The 19965-nt window shown below is 58.6% G+C and carries 21 protein-coding genes; 5 read left to right on the top strand and 16 right to left on the bottom strand.

All coding sequences use genetic code 11. The annotated features are described in order from the left end of the window. Positions 1 to 31: 31 nt before the first annotated feature. Genes ACN0WW_RS08015 through coxB form a run of 10 tightly spaced genes read right to left on the bottom strand, consistent with a single transcriptional unit; the run spans position 32 to position 8657 of the window. Positions 32 to 916, bottom strand: coding sequence for a class I SAM-dependent methyltransferase (locus ACN0WW_RS08015; protein ID WP_417611219.1), 885 nt, complete (start codon positions 914 to 916; stop codon positions 32 to 34). After that, positions 909 to 2312, bottom strand: coding sequence for a threonine synthase (gene thrC, locus ACN0WW_RS08020; RefSeq protein ID WP_417611221.1), 1404 nt, complete (start codon positions 2310 to 2312; stop codon positions 909 to 911). Before thrC ends, ACN0WW_RS08015 begins: the two co-directional genes overlap by 8 nt. Positions 2313 to 2325: 13 nt before the next feature. Further along, a complete protein-coding gene (locus ACN0WW_RS08025) occupies positions 2326 to 2931 on the bottom strand; it encodes an SURF1 family protein (protein WP_417611223.1) in 606 nt (201 codons plus the stop codon). After that, positions 2928 to 3326: a DUF983 domain-containing protein gene (locus tag ACN0WW_RS08030; RefSeq protein WP_417611662.1), complete on the bottom strand. Its 399-nt coding sequence runs from the start codon at positions 3324 to 3326 to the stop codon at positions 2928 to 2930. The genes ACN0WW_RS08025 and ACN0WW_RS08030 overlap by 4 nt, the downstream gene beginning before the upstream one ends. Positions 3327 to 3329: 3 nt before the next feature. Beyond that, positions 3330 to 4196 carry a cytochrome c oxidase subunit 3 gene (locus ACN0WW_RS08035; RefSeq protein WP_417611225.1) on the bottom strand — a complete coding sequence of 289 codons (867 nt, stop codon included), beginning with the start codon at positions 4194 to 4196 and terminating at the stop codon, positions 3330 to 3332. Positions 4197 to 4228: 32 nt separating this feature from the next. Then, positions 4229 to 4816, bottom strand: a complete 588-nt coding sequence (locus ACN0WW_RS08040; RefSeq protein WP_417611227.1) for a cytochrome c oxidase assembly protein — start codon at positions 4814 to 4816, stop codon at positions 4229 to 4231. Then, positions 4816 to 4977, bottom strand: a complete 162-nt coding sequence (locus ACN0WW_RS08045) for a hypothetical protein (protein ID WP_417611229.1) — start codon at positions 4975 to 4977, stop codon at positions 4816 to 4818. The genes ACN0WW_RS08040 and ACN0WW_RS08045 overlap by 1 nt, the downstream gene beginning before the upstream one ends. Then, positions 4974 to 5879 carry a heme o synthase gene (locus ACN0WW_RS08050; protein ID WP_417611231.1) on the bottom strand — a complete coding sequence of 302 codons (906 nt, stop codon included), beginning with the start codon at positions 5877 to 5879 and terminating at the stop codon, positions 4974 to 4976. The genes ACN0WW_RS08045 and ACN0WW_RS08050 overlap by 4 nt, the downstream gene beginning before the upstream one ends. Before the next feature lie 33 nt (positions 5880 to 5912). Further along, on the bottom strand, positions 5913 to 7586 hold the full coding sequence (ctaD, locus tag ACN0WW_RS08055) for a cytochrome c oxidase subunit I (protein ID WP_417611233.1): 1674 nt from the start codon (positions 7584 to 7586) through the stop codon (positions 5913 to 5915). A gap of 12 nt (positions 7587 to 7598) precedes the next feature. Continuing rightward, the gene (gene coxB / locus ACN0WW_RS08060) at positions 7599 to 8657 is read right to left on the bottom strand and encodes a cytochrome c oxidase subunit II (protein ID WP_417611235.1); all 1059 of its coding nucleotides are present in this window, start codon (positions 8655 to 8657) and stop codon (positions 7599 to 7601) included. A 240-nt stretch (positions 8658 to 8897) separates the two neighbouring features. Here coxB and pyrE point away from each other — a divergent pair, with 240 nt between their 5' ends. From pyrE to lepB, 4 genes are all read left to right on the top strand, one after another. Further along, positions 8898 to 9491, top strand: coding sequence for an orotate phosphoribosyltransferase (pyrE, locus tag ACN0WW_RS08065; RefSeq protein WP_417611664.1), 594 nt, complete (start codon positions 8898 to 8900; stop codon positions 9489 to 9491). A gap of 2 nt (positions 9492 to 9493) precedes the next feature. Continuing rightward, positions 9494 to 10222 carry a pyridoxine 5'-phosphate synthase gene (locus ACN0WW_RS08070; RefSeq protein ID WP_417611666.1) on the top strand — a complete coding sequence of 243 codons (729 nt, stop codon included), beginning with the start codon at positions 9494 to 9496 and terminating at the stop codon, positions 10220 to 10222. Between the two features lie 148 nt (positions 10223 to 10370). After that, positions 10371 to 10772: a holo-ACP synthase gene (acpS, locus tag ACN0WW_RS08075; RefSeq protein ID WP_417611237.1), complete on the top strand. Its 402-nt coding sequence runs from the start codon at positions 10371 to 10373 to the stop codon at positions 10770 to 10772. 40 nt (positions 10773 to 10812) lie between these two features. Continuing rightward, complete coding sequence (gene lepB / locus ACN0WW_RS08080) at positions 10813 to 11679, top strand: signal peptidase I (RefSeq protein WP_417611239.1); 867 nt, start codon at positions 10813 to 10815, stop codon at positions 11677 to 11679. A 19-nt stretch (positions 11680 to 11698) separates the two neighbouring features. Here the strand turns inward: lepB and argC are convergent, their stop codons facing one another. The 3 genes from argC to ACN0WW_RS08095 form a co-directional block, all read right to left on the bottom strand. Beyond that, positions 11699 to 12628 (bottom strand): N-acetyl-gamma-glutamyl-phosphate reductase, encoded by a 930-nt coding sequence (gene argC / locus ACN0WW_RS08085; RefSeq protein ID WP_417611241.1) that lies wholly within the window; start codon positions 12626 to 12628, stop codon positions 11699 to 11701. 7 nt (positions 12629 to 12635) lie between these two features. Continuing rightward, positions 12636 to 13562 (bottom strand): NlpC/P60 family protein, encoded by a 927-nt coding sequence (locus ACN0WW_RS08090; protein WP_417611243.1) that lies wholly within the window; start codon positions 13560 to 13562, stop codon positions 12636 to 12638. Positions 13563 to 13746: 184 nt separating this feature from the next. Further along, the gene (locus ACN0WW_RS08095; RefSeq protein ID WP_417611245.1) at positions 13747 to 14511 is read right to left on the bottom strand and encodes a hypothetical protein; all 765 of its coding nucleotides are present in this window, start codon (positions 14509 to 14511) and stop codon (positions 13747 to 13749) included. A 237-nt stretch (positions 14512 to 14748) separates the two neighbouring features. Here ACN0WW_RS08095 and ACN0WW_RS08100 point away from each other — a divergent pair, with 237 nt between their 5' ends. After that, entirely contained in the window at positions 14749 to 15633 is an 885-nt protein-coding gene (locus ACN0WW_RS08100; protein WP_417611668.1) for an OmpA family protein, read from the top strand. A 194-nt stretch (positions 15634 to 15827) separates the two neighbouring features. On the opposite strand, the gene ACN0WW_RS08105 is transcribed toward ACN0WW_RS08100, so the two are convergent. From ACN0WW_RS08105 to ACN0WW_RS08115, 3 genes are all read right to left on the bottom strand, one after another. Then, positions 15828 to 16616 (bottom strand): hypothetical protein, encoded by a 789-nt coding sequence (locus ACN0WW_RS08105; RefSeq protein ID WP_417611247.1) that lies wholly within the window; start codon positions 16614 to 16616, stop codon positions 15828 to 15830. A 359-nt stretch (positions 16617 to 16975) separates the two neighbouring features. Then, complete coding sequence (locus ACN0WW_RS08110; RefSeq protein ID WP_417611249.1) at positions 16976 to 18394, bottom strand: leucyl aminopeptidase family protein; 1419 nt, start codon at positions 18392 to 18394, stop codon at positions 16976 to 16978. Between the two features lie 39 nt (positions 18395 to 18433). Next, complete coding sequence (locus ACN0WW_RS08115) at positions 18434 to 19948, bottom strand: flavin-containing monooxygenase (protein ID WP_417611251.1); 1515 nt, start codon at positions 19946 to 19948, stop codon at positions 18434 to 18436. Positions 19949 to 19965 lie beyond the last annotated feature (17 nt).

Consider the following 19965-nt stretch of genomic DNA (forward strand, 5'->3'; position numbering starts at 1 on the left):
TTCCCTGACCTTGTTCCGGCTAAATGGCAAGTCAGGCGGACCATCTCGCGAAAATCGCCGTCGGCAACAGCAAGCCTCTTGCCTCTTCGCGAACGGCCAGTTCACCCACTTCGATGGTACCGCCCAGATGGGCCAGTTTCTCATTCAGCAGCGCGCCGAGCGCCAGCGCCGACATGCGCACCGCATAGACGGTCAGAAACAGACAGCGGCTATCCGCGTCGAGCAGCTTTCCGCAATTCTCGACCAGTCCGGCCAGGTCCTCTTCAAGCCGCCAGACCTCGCCGTCCGGACCGCGTCCATATTTCGGCGGATCGAGAAGAATCGCATCATAGCGTCGCTCGCGCCGGACTTCGCGGGCAGCGAACTTGGCGGCGTCGTCGATGATCCAGCGGATCGGCCGATCGCTCATGCCGGACAAGGCAGCATTGTCCCGCGCGGCGCTGACCGACTTTTTCGACGCATCGACGTGCACCAGATTGGCTCCGGCTGCCGAAAGCGCCAGCGTGCCAACCCCGGTGTAACCGAAAAGGTTCATCATCTGCGATGATGCCAGATCCTGGAGACCCGTCCGTAGCCAGCGCCAAACCGGGTCCATATCGGGGAAATAGGCGAGATGGCGAAAAGGTGTGCATTGCGCTGTGAAGCTGACCTCCTCCCAATCCATCTGCCATCCGTCTTCCGGAACATGATCCTGCAGATGCCAGCGACCACCGCCATCCTCGTCGGACGCGGGAATGAATTCGCCGTCCGCCTGCCACTCAGCGCTCGACGGTGCCCACATGGCTTGTGGCTCAGGACGGATGAAGTGGAACGTGCCATAGCGCTCCAGTTTGCGGCCATGACCGGAATCGACCAGCGCATAGTCGCTGCGCGGATCGCTGGTCATCACGATCGGGGCGGGCCGGATCTCAGCCATCAGACGGTGTGGCGTTGGACATGATGAATTTTTTCACCGAATCATAGTCGCCGGGCAGCTTCGTATATTTTTCCTCCCGGTCAAACAGGTCGCCAACGCGGCGTGGCAATGCCGGGCGAATGCCGGTTGCCCGTTCGACCGCATCCGGGAATTTTGCCGGATGGGCCGTCGCCAGCGTTACCACCGGCACCGAGGGATCGATATCGGCACTTTGCGCGGCCGACAGGCCAATCGCGGTATGCGGATCAATCACCTGACCTGAATTTTCATAGGCGCCGCGCATGGCCAATGCCATCTCATCCGGATCGACCCGGTGGCTTACAAATATGTCTGCCGCTGTTTCGCGCATCGCGGGGTCCAGTTGCATATTCCGGCTCCGTTCAAACGCCGCCATCCGCTCAGCGGTCTTGGCACCATCACGGCCTTCCAGATCGAACAGCAAGCGCTCGAAATTGCTGCTCACCTGAATGTCCATCGATGGCGCAGCGGTCGGCGTCACCGATCCGGTCGAATAATCGCCAACGCTCAGCGCCCGGTGCAGGATGTCGTTGACATTGGTGGCAACGATCAGGCGCTCGATCGGCAATCCCATCCGCGAGGCGACATAGCCGGCAAAAACATCGCCAAAATTGCCGGTCGGTACGGAGAAGGCGATCTTGCGATGCGGGGCGCCCATCTGGCTGGCAGCGAAGAAATAATAGACGATCTGCGCCATCAGCCGCGCCCAGTTGATCGAGTTGACCGCCGAGATGGCAAAGCGATTGGTCACTTCCTGATCGGCGAACATCTTTTTGACCATCGCCTGAGCATCATCAAAACTGCCATCGATTGCGATATTATGCACATTCGGCGCCCAGACCGTGGTCATCTGGCGACGCTGGACATCGGATATCCGGCCGTCTGGATGCAGCATGAAGATGTCGACCTTCTCGCGGCCGGCCAGCGCATTGATCGCTGCCGATCCCGTGTCGCCGGACGTCGCACCGACAACCGTGAGATGCTTGTCCTGACGGGCAAGAAATTTCTCGAACATCAGGCCGAGCAATTGCAGCGCAACGTCCTTGAATGCCAGGGTCGGTCCGTGGAACAGCTCCAGCAACCATTGCCGTCCGTCGAGCTGCACCAGCGGCGTCACCGCAGAATGCGAGAAACGGCCATAAGCCTGCTCGCAAAGGTCCCGCAACTCCGCTTCGTCAAGCGCGTCACCGACAAACGGCTGCATCACCCGCACGGCAACTTCGACATAGGAAAGCCCGGCCATGGCCGCGATTTCCTCGGCACTAAATGACGGCCAGGATTTCGGAACATATAGTCCGCCATCGTCCGCCAGCCCGGCAAGGGTCACCTGTTCAAAATTCAATCCGCGCGCTGCGCCTCTGGTCGAGATATAATCCATAATGGCCAGCGCGTTAGGACAAGTTGCCGGATTGGGCAACGCCCTTGTTGCGGCCCCGCAGAGCGATCAGGAAAATCACCAGCGCAATGCCGGCAAACAGGAACCACTGAACCGCATAGGACAGATGATTGTTCGGAATGTCCTCAAGCGCGGGCGGCTGGCTTTTCTCAAGACCGGCCACGGGTTCGCTGGCGACCAGACGGATGACATATTGGCTGTCCGGCGCGATGATGCCCTCGACGATACCGCCATCCCATTCCGGGTCCTCCGGACGTTCGGACCAGCCGGCAACCACTTGCGCGCCCGGCCCTTCCGCACCAGCGGTGCGACATTGCGCAATATGGGCCCAGCCGGATTTGCCGTTCGCATTTCGGCCGCTGGTCGACCGCCAGCCGGTGACCGCCAGACAATTGACCTCTGACTTTCGAAAATAAGGCGGGTTTTCGGTTGTCGGCACGGCTGGATAGGCAATCGGAGGCATATCCGCTGCAGCGGCGTAGCTGGCCAGCAGGCCGTTTTTCCACTCCGCACGCCGCAGCTGCCAGATGCCAAGGCCGACCATGGTTGCCACGGCGGCCAGAACCAGAATCGTAACGAATATCGGCAAACGCCTGATCATGGCGCGTCGTCGTTATCTATATGGCCTTCATGCGCCTGATTGCGATGTTCGAGGATCAACAACAGCGCCTTGGATAGTCTGAGCGAACCGACAACCGCAGCGACAGTGATAGGCACCCACAATAATATATGCACCCAGATCGGCGGATGAAAATTTGCCTCCACGGCAAGGGCCAGCCCGAGGACGACCGCGCCAACGATCAGTGTCAGAAATGCGGCGGGGCCATCGCCGACATTATACTGGCTAAAGTCGAGACCGCAGGACCGGCATTTACCGGCGAATGCAGTCAGATTGGCAAACAGCGTCTTCTGTCCGCAACGGGGGCAGAGACCAAAAAGGGCAGCGGGAAGTACATCCGGCTGCCCTTGGATATTTTTGTTTTCGGTCAAAGCGATGCTCTAGTGAACCGGTGCACCCCAGCCGCCCCAGACATAGACGACGATGAACAGGAACAACCACACGACATCGACGAAATGCCAGTACCAAGCCGCCGCTTCAAAGCCGAAATGCTGCTTGGGCGTGAAATGTCCCTTATAGGCGCGGGCCAGACAGACGATCAGGAAGATCGTACCAACCAGAACGTGGAAACCATGGAAACCGGTCGCCATGTAGAAAGCAGAACTATAGTTGATGCCTGCGAACGGGAAAGGCGCAACGCTGTACTCATAAGCCTGAATGCAAGAGAACAAGGCACCCAGGATGATGGTGAGCCACAGACCGGTAATCATCGACTTGCGATCGCCATGGATCAGCGAGTGATGCGCCCAGGTAATCGTGGTGCCGGAGCACAGCAGGATCATCGTGTTAAGCAACGGCAGTTCAAAGGCGTTGAGGACTTGAATCCCTCTCGGCGGCCATTGCAGCAACGCGGCAGCGCCATCCTGTCCGATGTAATTGGTGACGACACCATCAACAATCTCGATCGGCTGCGGGAACAGCGAGAAATCAAACCAGGACCAGAACCAGCCCACAAAGAACATCACTTCTGACGCAATGAACAGGATCATCCCGTAGCGCATGTGGAGTTGCACCACCGGTGTGTGGTGGCCCTCATGGGCTTCCTTGATCACATTGCCCCACCAGGCATAAAAAGTCAGCGCAACCGCGGACAGGCCGATGGCGAAGATCAGCGGGCCAAAATTGTAAATATCATCGTGCATCCAGCGGACACCGCCGATTGCCATCACAAAAGCGGCAAAAGAACCGAACAGCGGCCAGATGTTTGGCGGCAATATATGATAATCATGATTTTTGGCACCGGCCATAATTTTTCCCTAACCTTACTCTCGAATTTCTCTTAGCTATCGCCCTTACCGGCGTCTACTGCCTGATCGTCCTTGGCGCGATAAAAGGTATAGCTAAGCGTGATTTCTTTAATGTCTTTGGTTTCCGGATCATCCATGATCGCTGGATCTACGTAATATAGTACCGGCATCCGCACGGTCTGGCCGGGCTTCAACAATTGCTCGCTGAAACAGAAACACTGGATCTTGTTGAAATATTGTCCAGCCAATAGCGGCGTCACATTGAATGTGGCGGTGCCGACAACCGGCTCATCGCTATTATTGGTGGCGAGGAAAATCGCCATATCGCGCGCGCCGACACTGACATGGTCAACCGGCTGCTCAGGCTTGAACGACCAGGGCAGTGCTGAATTGACATTGGAATCGAACCGGATCGACATGACGCGGCTAGTCGTCTGGACGGTGGCCGCCTGTGCTTCGTCAACCCGCTGCGTCGTCCCGGCATAACCGGTTACACGGCAGAACACCTCATATAAGGGCACAGCCGCAAAGCCCAGAGCAAGCATGCCAAGGCCCATGAAAGCCGCCATCATGGCGCTGCGGCGGTTCTTGCCCGAAAGAGTGGTCTGCACAGTCGTCATCAGCTGCCGGACCCGATTTTTACGATCGTGATAAGGTAAAAGAGCACAACCATGAACATCAGCAGCCCGGCCATGATGACCGCCCGCTGCTTCTGCCGCGCCTGATAGGCTTTCTGCTCTTCCGGGCTCATCGGTGCCTTGCTGCTATCGATCTCGCTCATGCCAATATCATCCGGTCAGCAACAAGCGCTGCAAACAGCGCGAACAGGTACAGAATCGAAAATTTGAACAGGCGTTTTTCCGCCGCCATATCTTTCGGCTCGTCGGTTTTGCTAAGGGCAACCTGCCAGGACAGGACGCAGAATACGCTGCTCAGCGCAATCGCTGCGGCCCCATAGACCGCGCCGGTCAGACCAAGAACAAAGGGAGCGATAGCGACCGCCGCCAGCACAAGGCTATATCCAAAAATCTGGTGACGGGTGGACTGGCGTCCAGCGACCACCGGCATCATCGGCACACCGGCTTTCGAATAGTCGCTGTTCACAAACAGCGCCAACGCCCAGAAATGCGGCGGGGTCCAGAAGAAGATGATCGAAAACAGCAACACCGGCATCAAGGTGACATCACCGGTAACGGCGGCCCAGCCGATCGCCGGCGGGAACGCGCCAGCGGCACCACCAATAACGATATTCTGGGGCGTGCTGCGCTTCAGCCAGATCGTGTAGATTACGGCGTAGAAGAAGATGGCAAATGCCAAGAACGCGGCGCTGAACCAGTTCACGGCCAAACCCATCAACAGCACGGAAAAGGCCGACAGACCGATACCGAAATGAAGCGCCGTTTCGCGATCCATACGCCCGGCCGGCAGCGGCCTTTGGCTGGTCCGCTTCATGACCGCATCGATATCCGATTCATACCATTGATTGAGCGCCGCCGAAGCGCCTGCCCCCAGGCTGATCGCGAGAATCGCGGTGAAGCCAATCACTGGATGAATGGATCCTGGTGCTGCCAGCAAACCGCACAGCGCGGTAAAGATGACCAGCGACATCACGCGCGGCTTGGTCAGCGCAAAGAGATCCTTCGCACTCGCCAGCCCCTGTATCGTTTGCGCCGCTGTGGTCATATGTCTTTCCAAGCCTTCGTCTGGTTGCTCAGATCACTTGATCTGAGGCAGCGTTTCGAACTGGTGGAACGGTGGCGGGCTGGACAAGGTCCATTCCAGCGTCGTTGCACCTTCGCCCCAGTAATTGCCTTCCGCCTTGCGTCCGGCCATCAGCGACCACCCGATGTTGACGAAGAAGACCAGAATGCCGACCAGCATCACGGCATAGCCGATCGAGCTGATCTGGTTCCAGTAGGCAAACTGCTCCGGATAGTCGGCATAACGACGTGGCATGCCTTGCTGTCCGAGGAAGTGCTGCGGGAAGAACAGGATGTTAACGCCGATAAAGAAGATCCAGAAATGGAGCTGCCCCAGCAGTTCGTTGTACATCCGGCCCGACATTTTCGGGAACCAGTAGTAGAAGCCGGCAAAGATCGAGAAGACCGCACCCAGCGACAGCACATAGTGGAAGTGAGCAACCACATAATAGGTGTCGTGCAGGTTATCGTCGATACCGCCATTGGCCAGAACAACACCCGTCACACCACCAACGGTGAACATGAAGATGAAGCCCAGCGCCCACATCATCGGGGTTTTGAAGGTCATCGAACCGCCCCACATGGTCGCGATCCACGAGAAGATCTTGATGCCGGTGGGCACCGCGATCACCATGGTGGCAGCAGTGAAATACATTTTCACGTTAACCGACATGCCGGTGGTGAACATATGGTGCGCCCAAACGACGAACCCGACCACACCGATGGCGACCATTGCATAGGCCATGCCGAGATAACCGAACACCGGCTTGCGGCTGAACGTCGCGACGATATGGCTGATCATGCCGAAACCGGGCAAAATCATGATGTAAACTTCCGGGTGACCGAAGAACCAGAACAGATGCTGGTAGAGCACCGGATCACCGCCGCCGGCCGCATCATAGAAGGTCGTACCGAAATTACGGTCGGTCAACAGCATCGTGATCGCAGCAGCGAGCACGGGCAACGAGAGCAGCAGCAAGAAGGCGGTAACCAGAACCGACCAGACAAACAGCGGCATTTTGTGCAGGGTCATGCCCGGCGCACGCATGTTGAAGATGGTGGTGATGAAGTTGATCGCACCGAGAATGGACGACGCGCCCGCAAGGTGAAGCGACAGGATCGCCATATCCACTGCAGGACCAACCGATCCGCTGGTCGAGAGCGGCGCATAGACGGTCCAGCCCGTGCCAGCACCCAGGCCGGTACCGCCCGGCACGAAGGTCGAGCCGAACAGCAGCAGGAAGGCGGGAACCAGCAGCCAGAAGCTGACATTGTTCATGCGCGGAAAAGCCATGTCCGGCGCGCCGATCATCAGCGGCACGAACCAGTTGCCGAATCCGCCGATCATCGCCGGCATGACCATGAAGAAGACCATGATCAGGCCGTGCGCGGTAATCAGCACGTTCCACAGGTGATAGGCCTCGTCGAGCGAGGCTTCGCCGCCGCCCATCAGGCCATTGTGGGCGGTCGCCCACATCTGCAGATACTGAATACCCGGTTCAGCCAGCTCAAGCCGCATCAAACCGGAAATCGCACCGCCGATAACGCCCGCGACAATCGCGAAAATCAGATAAAGGGTACCAATGTCCTTGTGGTTGGTCGACATGAACCAACGCTGGAAAAAAGCTGGCTTGTGATCCGCATCATGCGCGTGATCATCGATATGGCCATCTGCTGTGATAGTTGTCATTGTCACTTACCCTTATTGCGTAACTGGCGCAGAAGCTGCCGGTGCGGCGGCTTCGGTTGAACTGGATGCTGGCACCAACTGTGGTGCAACGACCGTCGAAGTCTCTTCGACTGCACCAGAGCCTTCAGCGCTGACCTCATTCACCGCTGCCTGTCCTTTTGGCGTTCCGCCATTGGCGCGGACCCAGTCGTTGAATTTTTCTTCCGAAAGCACTTCCACTGTGATCGGCATGAAGCTGTGGCGCGCACCGCAAAGCTCGGAGCACTGACCATAATAGACGCCTTCACGGTCGATCTGCAGAACCTTTTCATTGATCCGGCCCGGCACGGCATCAAGCTTGAACCACGCCGAAGGAATGGCAAAGCTGTGAATGACGTCAGCTGCGGTAATCAGCAGCTTGACCGGCTTGCCAACTGGAATGACCATCCGGTTGTCAGCAGCCAGCTGATACGGCTCGCCGCGCGCCTCGGCTTCCTCTTTGGACAGCATGTTGGAAATGACTTCGAAATCACCATTGTCGGGATAGCTATAGCCCCAATACCATTGATAGCCGGTCACCTTCACGGTGAGCGCATCTTCCGGAGCAGGTTCAAACTGACGGGCCAGCAGGCTGATCGACGGCACCGCGATGACCACCAGGATCAAAACCGGGATCACCGTCCAGATAATTTCGATGAAGGTATTATGGGTTGTTTTGGATGGTTCGGCATTGGCACCGCGCCGGAAACGAACGACAACCCAAAATAGCAGAAAGAGTACAACCAGACTAACACCGAACATCATCGGGATCAGGATCGTACTGTTAATCCAGCGAGCGGTCTGTCCGGTCGGGCTAAACTGTTCCTGAAAATTGACACCACCATCAACCGGCATACCGATGCCCGGCGTTGGTTTCATGGGCGTATATAGAGCTGGATCCAGTCCGGAAGCGGGCTCTTCCACCACCGTTGGCGCTTCTGCTGCTGGTGGATCGATAACAGGTGCCGCTGGCAACACCACTTGCGCAGATAATGCCGTAGGCGTGAGAATCAAGCTGATCGCCAGAATCCAAGCTTTTACAAAATGAGTCATATATCGCTCAACCCTATTTTACCCCAAGTTTCGGTAGTTTTCCGGCATCGGCTCACCATCAAAAAGTCAGCAAGCCCGGCCCGGATATCGTCCGATTGGGGCGGCTTATAGGCATGGTTGCCGCAACCCTCAAGCTACGGAATGGATATTTTTTCAGTTTTTTGCCTTTAATTTCTCTGGCAATGCAGCGGCAATATGCCCATTTGGGCAAAAGCAAGCAAAACAGAGCGGGATGGCAGAGTGACCGAAGACGAGATTTTAGACGAATTCAGAAGCAGCGACGCCTTGCTCGAGGGCCATTTCATTCTCTCTTCCGGACGCCACGGCGCGCAATATCTGCAGTGCGCGCGATTGCTGATGGACCCGCAGCGGGCAGCGCGTATGGCCAACGCCTTGGTTGCAAAAATTCCTCAGAATATCAGACGTTTGATCGATATTGTTGTCTCTCCTGCGATGGGCGGCGTGATCATCGGCCATGAGATGGGACGCGCACTGGGCCTCCATGCATTGTTCCTCGAACGCCCCGAAGGTACGTTTGAATTGCGCCGCGGATTCAGACTGGAACCGGGCCAGAAGGTGCTGATGATGGAAGACGTCGTGACCACGGGCCTGTCCTCACGCGAAGCCATTCAGGCCATTCAGAACGCGGGCGGTGAAGTGATTGCCGCAGGCGCATTGATCGACCGGTCAAACGGCGCAGCCCAGTTTGATGTGCCCTTCTTCCCGCTGCTGACGCTGGATATTCCCTCCTATGCGGCCGATGCGCTGCCGCCCGAACTGGCCGCGATTCCCGCAATCAAACCCGGCAGCCGCGCCGAGATCCCGGCCAAGTGACTATTTCATCCCCGCTCAGACTCGGCGTCAATATCGACCATGTTGCTACCATCCGTAACGCACGCGGCGGCGATCATCCCGAACCCGTCCGCGCAGCCCTGGTCGCGGCGGAAGCAGGTGCGGATGGAATCACCGCGCATCTGCGCGAGGACCGGCGTCATATACGGGACGACGACCTGACCGTGCTGATGGACACGCTGACCATCCCGCTGAACCTGGAAATGGCCGCAACCGACGAGATGCTGGCCATCGCCTTGCGCCACAAGCCGCACGCGGCCTGCATCGTGCCGGAGAACCGGGAGGAACGGACCACAGAAGGCGGACTGGATGCCGCTGGCCAGCACAACAGGCTCGCCGATTTCGTCGGACAGCTGAAAGAAGCCAATATTCGGGTCAGCCTGTTCATCGAACCCGATGCGCGCCAGATCGATGCAGCGATCCGTCTTGGCGCACCGGTCGTCGAATTTCATACCGGTCGCTATGCGGAACTTGCCGGATCCGAACGCGAAGCCGAATTGCGCCGGATATCCGATGCCGCAGCGCTGGCCGCCAAAAACGGCATCGAACCCCATGCCGGACACGGCCTGACCTTCGACAATGTCATCCCCATCGCAGCGATCCCGCAGCTGAAAGAATTAAACATCGGCCATTTCCTTGTCGGCGAAGCGATCTTCAGCGGCCTCGACGGCAGCATTAAACAGATGCGCCAGCTGATGGATGATGCGCGGTGACAATGGTGATGAATCTTTCCTCTCCGTCGCAGATGGGGAGGGTGACCGCCCGAAGGGTGGTGGAGGGGCCCATCACCCCAAGACCCAATTCTGCCCCCCACCCCTTCGTCGCCACCTCTCCAAAGCTTCGCTGCAGGGAGGATTTTTCATGATCATCGGGCTCGGCTCCGACCTCTGCAATATCGAGCGCATCCAGAACTCCCTCGACCGCTTTGGCGAGCGCTTTGAAAATCGTGTCTTTACCGAACTCGAGCGCGCCAAGGCTGCGCGGCGGCCATTTACCAAGGCCGGCACCTATGCCAAACGCTTCGCCGCCAAGGAGGCTTATTCGAAAGCCGTCGGCACCGGTTTCCGCGCCGGCGTCTTTATGAAGGACATCGGCGTCATCAATGCGAAGAGCGGCGCGCCGACTCTGGCCCTGACTGGCGGCGCGAAAAAACGCCTCGACGCGCTGACTCCGGCAGGATATGAGGCCGTTGTTCATCTCACACTCACCGACGATCATCCATGGGCACAGGCGTTCGTGATCATTGAAGCCCATCCGCTTTAGAATCAGACGTCGCATGGACCAGGAAACCAAAGACAAGAATATGGCACTAGACAATACCGCCGACAGCAACGCCGCCGACAACCGGGATGATGAAAAAACCGACTGGTTCGGTGAGATCAAGAGCATCGCGCTGCTGCTGCTTGCGGTACTGGCCTTCCACAGTCTGGTCGCCAAGCCCTTCTATATTCCTTCGGTCTCGATGATGCCCGGTCTGCTGGTCGGCGACCGCTTGATCGTCAGCAAATATGCCTATGGCTGGTCCTGGGTATCACCGACCTTTCATGTCGTGCCGCGGGTTTCGGGCCGCCTTTTCGGCAAAATGCCCGAACGCGGCGACGTCGTCATCCTGACCCCACGAGATCAGAGCAGCGACTATATCAAACGGGTGATCGGCCTGCCCGGTGACACGATTGAACTGCGCGGCGGCCAGGTATTTCTCAACGGCGTCGGCGTCAGACAGGAAGTGCAGCCTGACTTGCAGGTGCCAATTGATAAAAACAATCCCTGCAGCCCGAATGAATTTCCCGGCGCACGCGGCGTCGATGCGGCCGGCAATCCGGTTTGCAACCTGCCGATCGTGCGCGAGACCCTGCCCAATGGCGTGAGCTACAATATTATTGATCTCGGCCCGCAATATACCGATGACGTGGCGCCGGTCAAAATCCCGGAAGGTGAAGTCTATGTGCTGGGCGACAACCGCGACCTCAGCGCCGACAGCCGGGTCGCCAGTCCGCTGGGTCTCGGCGGTCCGATTCCCTGGGAGAATATCGGCGGCCGCGCGGAATTCATCACCTTCTCGCTGGATGGCAGCACGACGCTCAATCCATTGACCTGGTGGGGCGCCTTCCGCAGCGGACGGGCCGGCACCAGCCTGCGGCCCGACAAGGCGGTCACCACCAGCAAATAAACGTCAAACAATGTGACGCTTAGAGTTGCAGTCCTGCGGTTTCGTCCAGGCCTGCCATGATGTTGAGATTCTGCACGGCCGCGCCGGACGCGCCCTTGCCGAGATTATCCAGCCGGGCAATGAGCCGGGCATGATAGCCGCCGGCATTGCCGCAGACGAACAGCTCCAGCCGGTCTGTCGGGGCGTCCTTTTCGCTGATCAACAGCTCGGAAAGCCCGCTACCGCTCTGCACCGACACGATCTTCGAACCGGCATAAAAGGAACTGAGCGCGTCCAGTAACTGGTCCGCAGTGACCGATCCGATTGCTCCGAGATGCAGCGGGATATCCACCAGCATGCCCCGAAACGCCCGGATCACCGACGGCGCAAAAATGACATCATGGCTTAATCCGCCGTGGATCTTCATTTCCGGCATATGCTTGTGATCCAGATTCAGACCATAGCCACGAAACCCCAGATCGGGCTCCGCTTCAAAACGCTCGATCAGCGCCTTGCCGCCACCGGAATAGCCGGAGACAGCGTTTAACACATAGGGCCAGTCTGTCGGCAGCAGGCCGTTAGCGATCAACGGTGCGATCAGCGCCAGAAAGCCGGTCGGGTAACAGCCCGGATTGGACACGAACCGCGCATTGGCAATACGCTCGCGCTGCCCTTCGCGAAATTCGGCAAAGCCATATACCCAGCCCTCGGCGGTCCGGTGCGCGGTCGAGGCATCGATCACCCGCGTCCGGTCGTTGTCGATCAAGGCCACCGCTTCCCGCGCCGCATCGTCGGGCAGGCAGAGAATGACAAAATCGCTGTCGTTGATCGCCTCGCGCCGTGCGGCGAGATCCTTGCGCTGCGCTTCGGGCAGCGAAACCATATTAAATTCGCCCCGGCCCGATAACCGGTCGGCAATTTCCAGTCCCGTGGTGCCGACGGCACCGTCGATAAAGATTGTCTGCGTCATAAAAGCCTCAGGACAGCCGTTTGCGCGCCAGTACCGGCTGTTCATTGTCGGCGGCAAAGCGCGCAACCACGTCGGCCAATGGTTCGATCACCACCTGCATCGCGTGGGACGTCGAATGGATCATCCGGTCCTGGTCGACCATCAGGCCCACATGATCGGGGAAGAACACCAGATCGCCGCGCCGTAAATCCTCACCCTCGCCGATCTCCTCGCCCAGCGCGGCCTGCTGCTGGTCGCTGTCGCGCGGCGCTGCAATGCCGGTCAGCATCAGGATCATCTGGATCAGGCCCGAACAGTCCAGACCATCACCGCTGCGACCACCCCACAGATAGGGGGCCCCGATCAGCTGTTCGGCCAGCGCTGCCGTACCATTGCTGCCGTCGAAAACGACCTTGGTGCCAATTGGCTGCACATGACGGACATGGACAAAACCCTTGCCGGTCTTCAGAAAATTACCGCATTCGCTCGGTTCACTGCACGCGATCCGCGCGCCCATCGGCAGCCGCTTCATCACGCCCGATTTGAAATCCGGTTCGATGAAGATCAACGCCGCACGGGCCGACACCAGATGGGTCGGCTCCGCAGTCTTTTTCTGATGCTGCAGCGCATGAACCGGGACATAACCGACATAGCCGTCATGGACGCTATAGCCCCAGGCCCAGTCACCGGCGATATCCAGGACGTGAAAATCCTCGCCATGCAGCAATTCGGAAATCGCTTCATGATCCTTGCCGCCCTGCTTGCGGATCATCGCTTTCGGGGCCGAACAGCGCATTGGCATCGGCGCAGCATAATGCGGCGCAAACATCTTGCCGGCGAGCGCGATATCGGCAAGATCGCCGCGATGCGCAGTGATCCGCGGATCGAAATCCGCTTCCGGACCATTCAGCACGAACTTCGCGTGCGCGCCTGTATCTGCCGTTTCCATGTCCATGCGTACATTAATCCCAATAGCGATATGGATGTCGGCGTCTCTGCGGTTTGAGCACCAGGATAGAAACCGTCGACAATCGACGGCCTTTAGACGACCTGGGGCGGGTTAATCAAGCTGTGTCGCTCCGGCCCGCTTTCGCGACGCTCATCGCCGCTCCCGGAAGGATTCCTGATTGCGGAGATGCCTATTGAGCCACAACGCCCCATTTGCCGTCAAAGCGCGCCCAATAGCTGCCGCTGGACCAGCTATAGGTCCCGTCCTCGGCCTTGTAGGTAACGCGCACCGGCGACTGCATGTTGGCGTCCAACACCTGATAGACCCGGCCGCCCAGCACCGGGATGATGCTATAGCTTTCAGCTATTTCTGTGGTGCCATTGGTCAGCACCTCCCGCGCAAAGGCCTTGGCGCTATCCACCGGATATCCGAGCCGTTCGGCATCCCGGAACATCGGTGCCTGCAGGGCGAAAATCATATCGATATCGCGGGCAACGGCGGCCTTCTGGAAACTCTCGATCGCGTCTGCCAGTCCCGCGTCTCCGGCAATCTCGGCGCTCAGATATTCCGCGTCGACCGGCCGATCATGGACAAAAGTGAGAATCTTCGTACCAGGCGCGTCAAATTCGACTTCATCGACAAAGTCATCGCCCGGTATCGCCCCGCGACAGCCCTGGGTGATCGAAAAGCGCGCATCGTCGCCGTCATATTCGATCCGGATCTCATTCTCGCCCTCGACCAGCCAGTCGGTAAAGGTCCCACCGCCGCTGCCCGGTCCTTCTTCGGTGCGCAAATAGACGCCGTTGACAAATATCCTGGCGCTGCCCGATCCCAGCCGGTCCTGCAGACCATGCTCGGTGATACAGCTCTCCGCGCTCTCCCCCTGGGTTGCAGCAATCGTCGTCAGGGCAATGGCGGCGGCAAGCAGCCCGCGCAGGAGGTTCGGTGTGATCATGCGCCACATTTGCCGCAAATATCGCGGCGGTCAAGCCATGCTGACGTTTGTCCCGGAACGGTGGATCCGGAACCGCCGCAATAAACCGTTCGCCCTATCCTGCACTCGAGCCACCCCCACAAAGGACCAATCGGGCGACCATATTCATCGGCCAGCAATAATCGCCTGACCACTCAGATGGTTCATGCGGAATTTTTCCGGACAGCCCCCGTCCGGACCATTGGAAGGAGCACAATGATGAATCACATTACCCCCACCCGTACCACCGGCCTTCTGTTCGGCGCGCTGGCGCTGTCAACACCGGTCAGCGCCTACGCGCAGCAGGAAGACCGAGAGGATATCATCGTATCCGGCCAGCAGGAAATAGCCTATGCGGAACCGGATCTGGCCACCGCGCCCGCAGGACCGGAGATCGAAGGCATCATCTCCGCCCGTAGCAACGACCGACTGCAAATCACCGCTGAGGATGGCAACCGGACCGTCATCGCCCTCGCCGACGCCACCAGAATCAGGGCTAGCAAGGGCTTTCTGGGCCTCGGCCGCGAGACACTGGCTGCCGATTCGCTGCTTAACGGCCTGCCAGTGTCGGTCGATACCGTGCAATATGGTGGCGAACTGGTCGCCAGCCAGATCAGCCTGCGCAACAGCGACCTCAAGACCGCCACCATGATCCACAACGGCACTGCCCAGGGCTTTGCCGAGCAGACCGCGGCGACCGAGGCGCTGCGCGGCCGCATGGCCGATATCGACCAGTATAATGTGAAGGGCACGACCAACGTGAATTTCGACACCGGCAAGGCGGTGCTGTCCGAACAGGGCAAGGCCGATCTGTGCGCCACCGCCGAGGCCGCCGAAGCGATGGACAACGCCCTGCTGCTGGTCGTCGGCTACACCGATTCCACCGGCAGCGACGAGCTCAACCAGCGACTGAGCGAAAAACGCGCCGGCCGCGTCGTCAACTATATCCAGCAATATTGCGGCTGGAAGCCCTATCGCATGCTGACCCCGACCGGCATGGCCAAAGCCGACCCGCTGGCGAGCAACGACACCGCCTACGGCAAGGCCCAGAACCGCCGGGTCGCGGTCAATATCCTGGTCAGCAAGGGCCTCGACGGGCTGTGAGCCATACGGGATGCGCTCCGGCGCATCCCGGCACGGCCGCCGGGCGGGAGCCGTCATTTGCTTCGATGTCCGAAAATGGGTGGGGAGCGGTCATTCAAGATGAGCGATCCGTATGACAGCTTCGGGGCCGGAAGGGGCCTGGCAGGTTCTGGATTAAGACTGGCTATATCTGTCCCAAAAGCCCGCATTCGATTTTATTGACGCCGCCTTCGGGGTTCTCTCATGCTCTTTGGTGAAGACAAATCGGCATGCACGAAAAAGCTCGCAGAATCGTAGCTGAGGAGCCGAGGAGCAACCGGTCTAATTTCCAGATATTTCCCAAGGTCCCTCGGCGACATGACCTTGGTTTTGAGCATTTTAAACGGAGCCTTATTTCGATGGGTTTCGCACGCATCGAGCAAGGGCCAGTCTGAGGTTAGAAAGCAGAACAAATTGTTACGTTCGGCAGTCCGAATATGCCAACTGTCTTTGTCGCATCTCTCATTGCCGAGCTGATTTCCCAAGACGTTGAAAATCTGGTGGAATAATTGGTCGCCAGAGTTCCGCATTCGGGCCTGAGCTGCAGCAAGATGTTCAGCCAACAACTGTTTGGTGGTTTTTTGTGGCAGCGTAACAGGAGAACCGAAAACAGACCATCGAACGTTCCCGTCAATGCTGGGCATTTCAATACCCTGCAGCAAGGAATAGTCAAAATAGCTATAGCCACGGTACCGGCCAGGAGGATGAAACTCTCGTTCATCGATGAGTTCAGCCGAGCTATAAAGTTCTATCATCCCCTTTCTCGCAAGGTAGGCGATGCCCGTCAGGTACGGGAGAAAGTCGTAGTCATTCGGCCGACTTTTGCCATTCGCGGAACTTTTTGCTTCGGTTTCCTCTCGCTCTTTTTCCTCGTTATGAACCGGGACCCGCGCCGCGTAACCGGTGCCGCCCCCCTTGGGTCTCCGCCCTTCACCTGTACTGATCCAATATGTTTCGTGCGTCACCGCAAGTGCCAACACCGAACTATCGACGAGGACTTTAAGTGGACCCTCTCTCTTCAACCTCTGCTGAGCCCGCAAAGTGGACGCGTGCAGAACTAGCTGCGCGATAGAGGGCGACAATCGGTAGCGCGCCCAATTCCTGATTCGCTGAACCAACATGCGCTAATGTATGCAGCTTTCCTGCCCAAATCCAACATTTGGAGCGCGTCGAAAAATCGGCGGCCGAACAGGCGACCGCGATCGGGACGCTCCGCACTCGCTCTGATCGTCTGAATTGAGGGCGCAAAGCGGACATAAAACCGAGTTTCGGCGAATGTCTGATATTGGGGCTAAAACGTCCATTCCCGGCAAACTCCCGCTATCTAGCCCCCGAACCGCCCCTGCAAATAGCGCCAGCTCGCCCGCAGACCCAGCGCTTCGCCGCCCTGTGGCCGTCCCGGCTTGGCCGCCGGTCGCCAGGCGAACGTGTCGAAATGCGCCCAGGGCACCGATTCCGGCGTGAATTTCTTCAGGAACAGCGCGGCGGTAATACAACCGGCAAAGCCGCCGGAAGCGCTGTTCACGCAGTCGGCAATCGGGCTGTTCAACATCGCATCATAGCCGGACCATAAAGGCATCTGCCACAGCGGATCGCTTTCCGCTTCGCCCGCCTGCAGCAGGCCATCGGCCATATCCTTGTCATCGCAGAACATCGCCGGCAGATCGGGGCCCAGCGCCACCCGCGCCGCACCGGTCAGCGTGGCGAAATCGATGATCAGTTCCGGCTCTTCCTCGCCGGCCAGAGTCAGGGCGTCACCGAGCACCAGTCGGCCTTCGGCATCGGTATTGGTAACCTCCACGGTCAGCCCCTTGCGACTGTTCAGGATATCGCCGGGTCGCAGCGCGTTGCCGTCCACCGAATTCTCGACCGCCGGAACCAGCAGATGCAGATGGACCGGGAGCTGTGCCTCCATCACCATTCGGGCGAGCGCAATGGCGTGGGCCGCGCCGCCCATGTCCTTTTTCATCAGCAGCATGCCAGCGCCGGATTTCATCGACAGCCCGCCGCTGTCAAAACACACGCCTTTGCCGACAATCGCGATTTTCGGATGGTCGGCCTTGCCCCATTTCAGCTCGATCAACCGCGGCGCATGGGCGCGCATCGCCGCCTTGCCGACGCCGTGAATCATCGGGAAATGTTCCTCAAGCGTGTCGCCGCGCGTGACTTTCACTTCGCCGCCATGGGTTGCAGACAATTTGTCGACGATAGTTTCAAGCTTGTCCGGGCCCATGTCAGCCGCTGGCGTATTGACCATGTCCCGCACCATTGCGGTAGCTTCCGCCTGTCGCACCGCCTCGTCCTTCTGGGCGATCGCGTCGCCGACCAGCAGCACGCTCGGTCCCTGCCGGTCGGGCAAGTCCTTGTAGCGGTCGAATTCATGTTGCGCGATCAACCAGCCGAACAGCGTTCCCTTGGCGCTGGTCTCGGTCAGGCGATATTTACCCTCGGGCAGACCGTTGCCCAGCCTCGCAAGCGACCACGGATCGAGTTTTTCATGATCCTGCACACCGGCGACGACCGTGAAATCGTCCGCCACCGACTTGTCATCGCTCTTCGCCCCGTTGACCGGCAAAACCAGAAACGTATCGGGCTTGCCGGTAAATTGATTGGCCTTCACCAGCGCCCGGATCGAGTCCGGTTGCCCCTTCAGCCAGTCTTCAAAAATGCCGCTATCCACAATCTGGATGGAGCGTGCGGTCTGGCCGGTATCGGCCTCGATCAATGCCTTAAAATCAGTCATTTGCCCGCTATAGCCAGAGAATAGCCGAAGCGCGAGGGCCTATTCGGCAGCGATCGCTTCCGCTTGCTCGTGCTGCACCGGTCGCGCGCTTTTGACCGCTCCGGGCTTGGAAAAGACCATCACCCCGTCATCGACCGCCTTGTGCCGCAGATTGATAATGTCCTTCGGAAAATTCTGGTTGAGCTTCCACGGTTTGCGGTCGCCCTGTTTCGGCAGATGATCGATCGCCCGCTGGACATAGCCCGAGCTGAAATCCAGCATCGGCTCGGTTCCGATCGCCTCGTCCGTCGGCAGAGTCGGCGTCGCAATAGGCGTTCCGTTCCGGTGCATATAGTTGATCAGGCGGCAGACATATTCGCTCGTCAGATCGGCTTTCAGCGTCCAGCTGGCGTTGGTATAGCCCATGGTCATGCCGAAATTCGGAACGCCGGAGAACATCACGCCCTTGTAGTTGATCGTCCGGGCAAAATCGACCGGCTCGCCATCGACCGAAAACACTGCATTGCCGCCCATCGCCATTTTGAGCCCGGTCGCGGTCACAATCACATCCGCTGCCAGCGTCTTGCCGGATTTCAGCTTGATGCCGTCTCTGGTAAATGTCTCGATCTGGTCGGTGACAATCGACGCGCGGCCCGACTTGATCGAATCGAACAGATCGCTGTCCGGCACCAAGCACAGGCGCTGGTCCCACGGATTATAGCTCGGCGTATAGTCGGCCATATTGACGTCCGGCCCCATTTCCTCGCGCACCATCTCAAGCAGACGCCCCTTGAAGGCCGCCGGTTTCTTGCGCGCCAGATTGAACATGAACAGGCCGAGCAAGACATTTTTCCAACGTGTCAGAAAATAGGCCGCCCTGGACGGCAACAGCTTGCGCAGCCGCAGCGCCCATTTGTCTTCGCCCGGCCGCGAGACAATATAGGTCGGCGACCGCTGCAACATCGTCACATGCTCTGCGGTATCGGCCATCGATGGCACCAGGGTGACGGCGGTCGCGCCGCTGCCGATCACGACCACTTTCTTGCCGCTATAATCGAGATCGTCCGGCCAGAATTGCGGATGGACGATTGTGCCGGCAAAGTCTGCCTTGCCCGGAAAGTCCGGATCATGGCCTTCCTCATAGCTGTAATAGCCGGAGCACATGTGCAGAAAATTGCACTGTACGCTGCTGATAGAGCCATCGCCCTGCTGCAGGCTGACCGTCCACAGCGCTTCTTCGCTCGACCAGCTGGCATCGATCACCTTGTGGTTGAACCGGATCTTGTCCTGCAAGCCATATTCGTCGACGGTTTCGTGCAGATAGTTCAGGATCGACGGCGCATCGGCAATCGCCCGACGCGCGGTCCACGGTTTGAAATTGTAGCCCAGCGTATACATGTCGCTGTCCGACCGGATGCCCGGATATTTGAACAGATCCCAAGTCCCGCCCAGCCGCTCGCGCGCCTCGACAATGGCGAAGCTTTTGCCCGGACATCGCTTGGTCAGGTGAACCGCAGCGCCAATGCCGGACAGGCCGGCACCGACGATCAATATGTCGAGAATCTCATTTTCCATCGGCCTCTATTACTGAC

Origin of the sequence: Parasphingorhabdus sp. (assembly GCF_048269865.1) — a bacterium.
Lineage (GTDB): Bacteria > Pseudomonadota > Alphaproteobacteria > Sphingomonadales > Sphingomonadaceae > Parasphingorhabdus.

Bases quoted from the DNA above. Each gene is read 5' to 3' on its own strand.
- ACN0WW_RS08095 (WP_417611245.1), bottom strand. From the start codon at position 14,511: ATGATCACACCGAACCTCCTGCGCGGGCTGCTTGCCGCCGCCATTGCC.
- ACN0WW_RS08015 (WP_417611219.1), bottom strand. From the start codon at position 916: ATGGCTGAGATCCGGCCCGCCCCGATCGTGATGACCAGCGATCCGCGC.
- acpS (WP_417611237.1), top strand. From the start codon at position 10,371: ATGATCATCGGGCTCGGCTCCGACCTCTGCAATATCGAGCGCATCCAG.
- ACN0WW_RS08090 (WP_417611243.1), bottom strand. From the start codon at position 13,562: ATGGACATGGAAACGGCAGATACAGGCGCGCACGCGAAGTTCGTGCTG.
- ACN0WW_RS08050 (WP_417611231.1), bottom strand. From the start codon at position 5,879: ATGACCACAGCGGCGCAAACGATACAGGGGCTGGCGAGTGCGAAGGAT.
- argC (WP_417611241.1), bottom strand. From the start codon at position 12,628: ATGACGCAGACAATCTTTATCGACGGTGCCGTCGGCACCACGGGACTG.
- ctaD (WP_417611233.1), bottom strand. From the start codon at position 7,586: ATGACAACTATCACAGCAGATGGCCATATCGATGATCACGCGCATGAT.
- ACN0WW_RS08110 (WP_417611249.1), bottom strand. From the start codon at position 18,394: ATGACTGATTTTAAGGCATTGATCGAGGCCGATACCGGCCAGACCGCA.
- ACN0WW_RS08025 (WP_417611223.1), bottom strand. From the start codon at position 2,931: ATGATCAGGCGTTTGCCGATATTCGTTACGATTCTGGTTCTGGCCGCC.
- ACN0WW_RS08045 (WP_417611229.1), bottom strand. From the start codon at position 4,977: ATGAGCGAGATCGATAGCAGCAAGGCACCGATGAGCCCGGAAGAGCAG.
- ACN0WW_RS08100 (WP_417611668.1), top strand. From the start codon at position 14,749: ATGAATCACATTACCCCCACCCGTACCACCGGCCTTCTGTTCGGCGCG.
- thrC (WP_417611221.1), bottom strand. From the start codon at position 2,312: ATGGATTATATCTCGACCAGAGGCGCAGCGCGCGGATTGAATTTTGAA.
- ACN0WW_RS08115 (WP_417611251.1), bottom strand. From the start codon at position 19,948: ATGGAAAATGAGATTCTCGACATATTGATCGTCGGTGCCGGCCTGTCC.
- coxB (WP_417611235.1), bottom strand. From the start codon at position 8,657: ATGACTCATTTTGTAAAAGCTTGGATTCTGGCGATCAGCTTGATTCTC.
- lepB (WP_417611239.1), top strand. From the start codon at position 10,813: ATGGCACTAGACAATACCGCCGACAGCAACGCCGCCGACAACCGGGAT.
- ACN0WW_RS08040 (WP_417611227.1), bottom strand. From the start codon at position 4,816: ATGACGACTGTGCAGACCACTCTTTCGGGCAAGAACCGCCGCAGCGCC.
- ACN0WW_RS08035 (WP_417611225.1), bottom strand. From the start codon at position 4,196: ATGGCCGGTGCCAAAAATCATGATTATCATATATTGCCGCCAAACATC.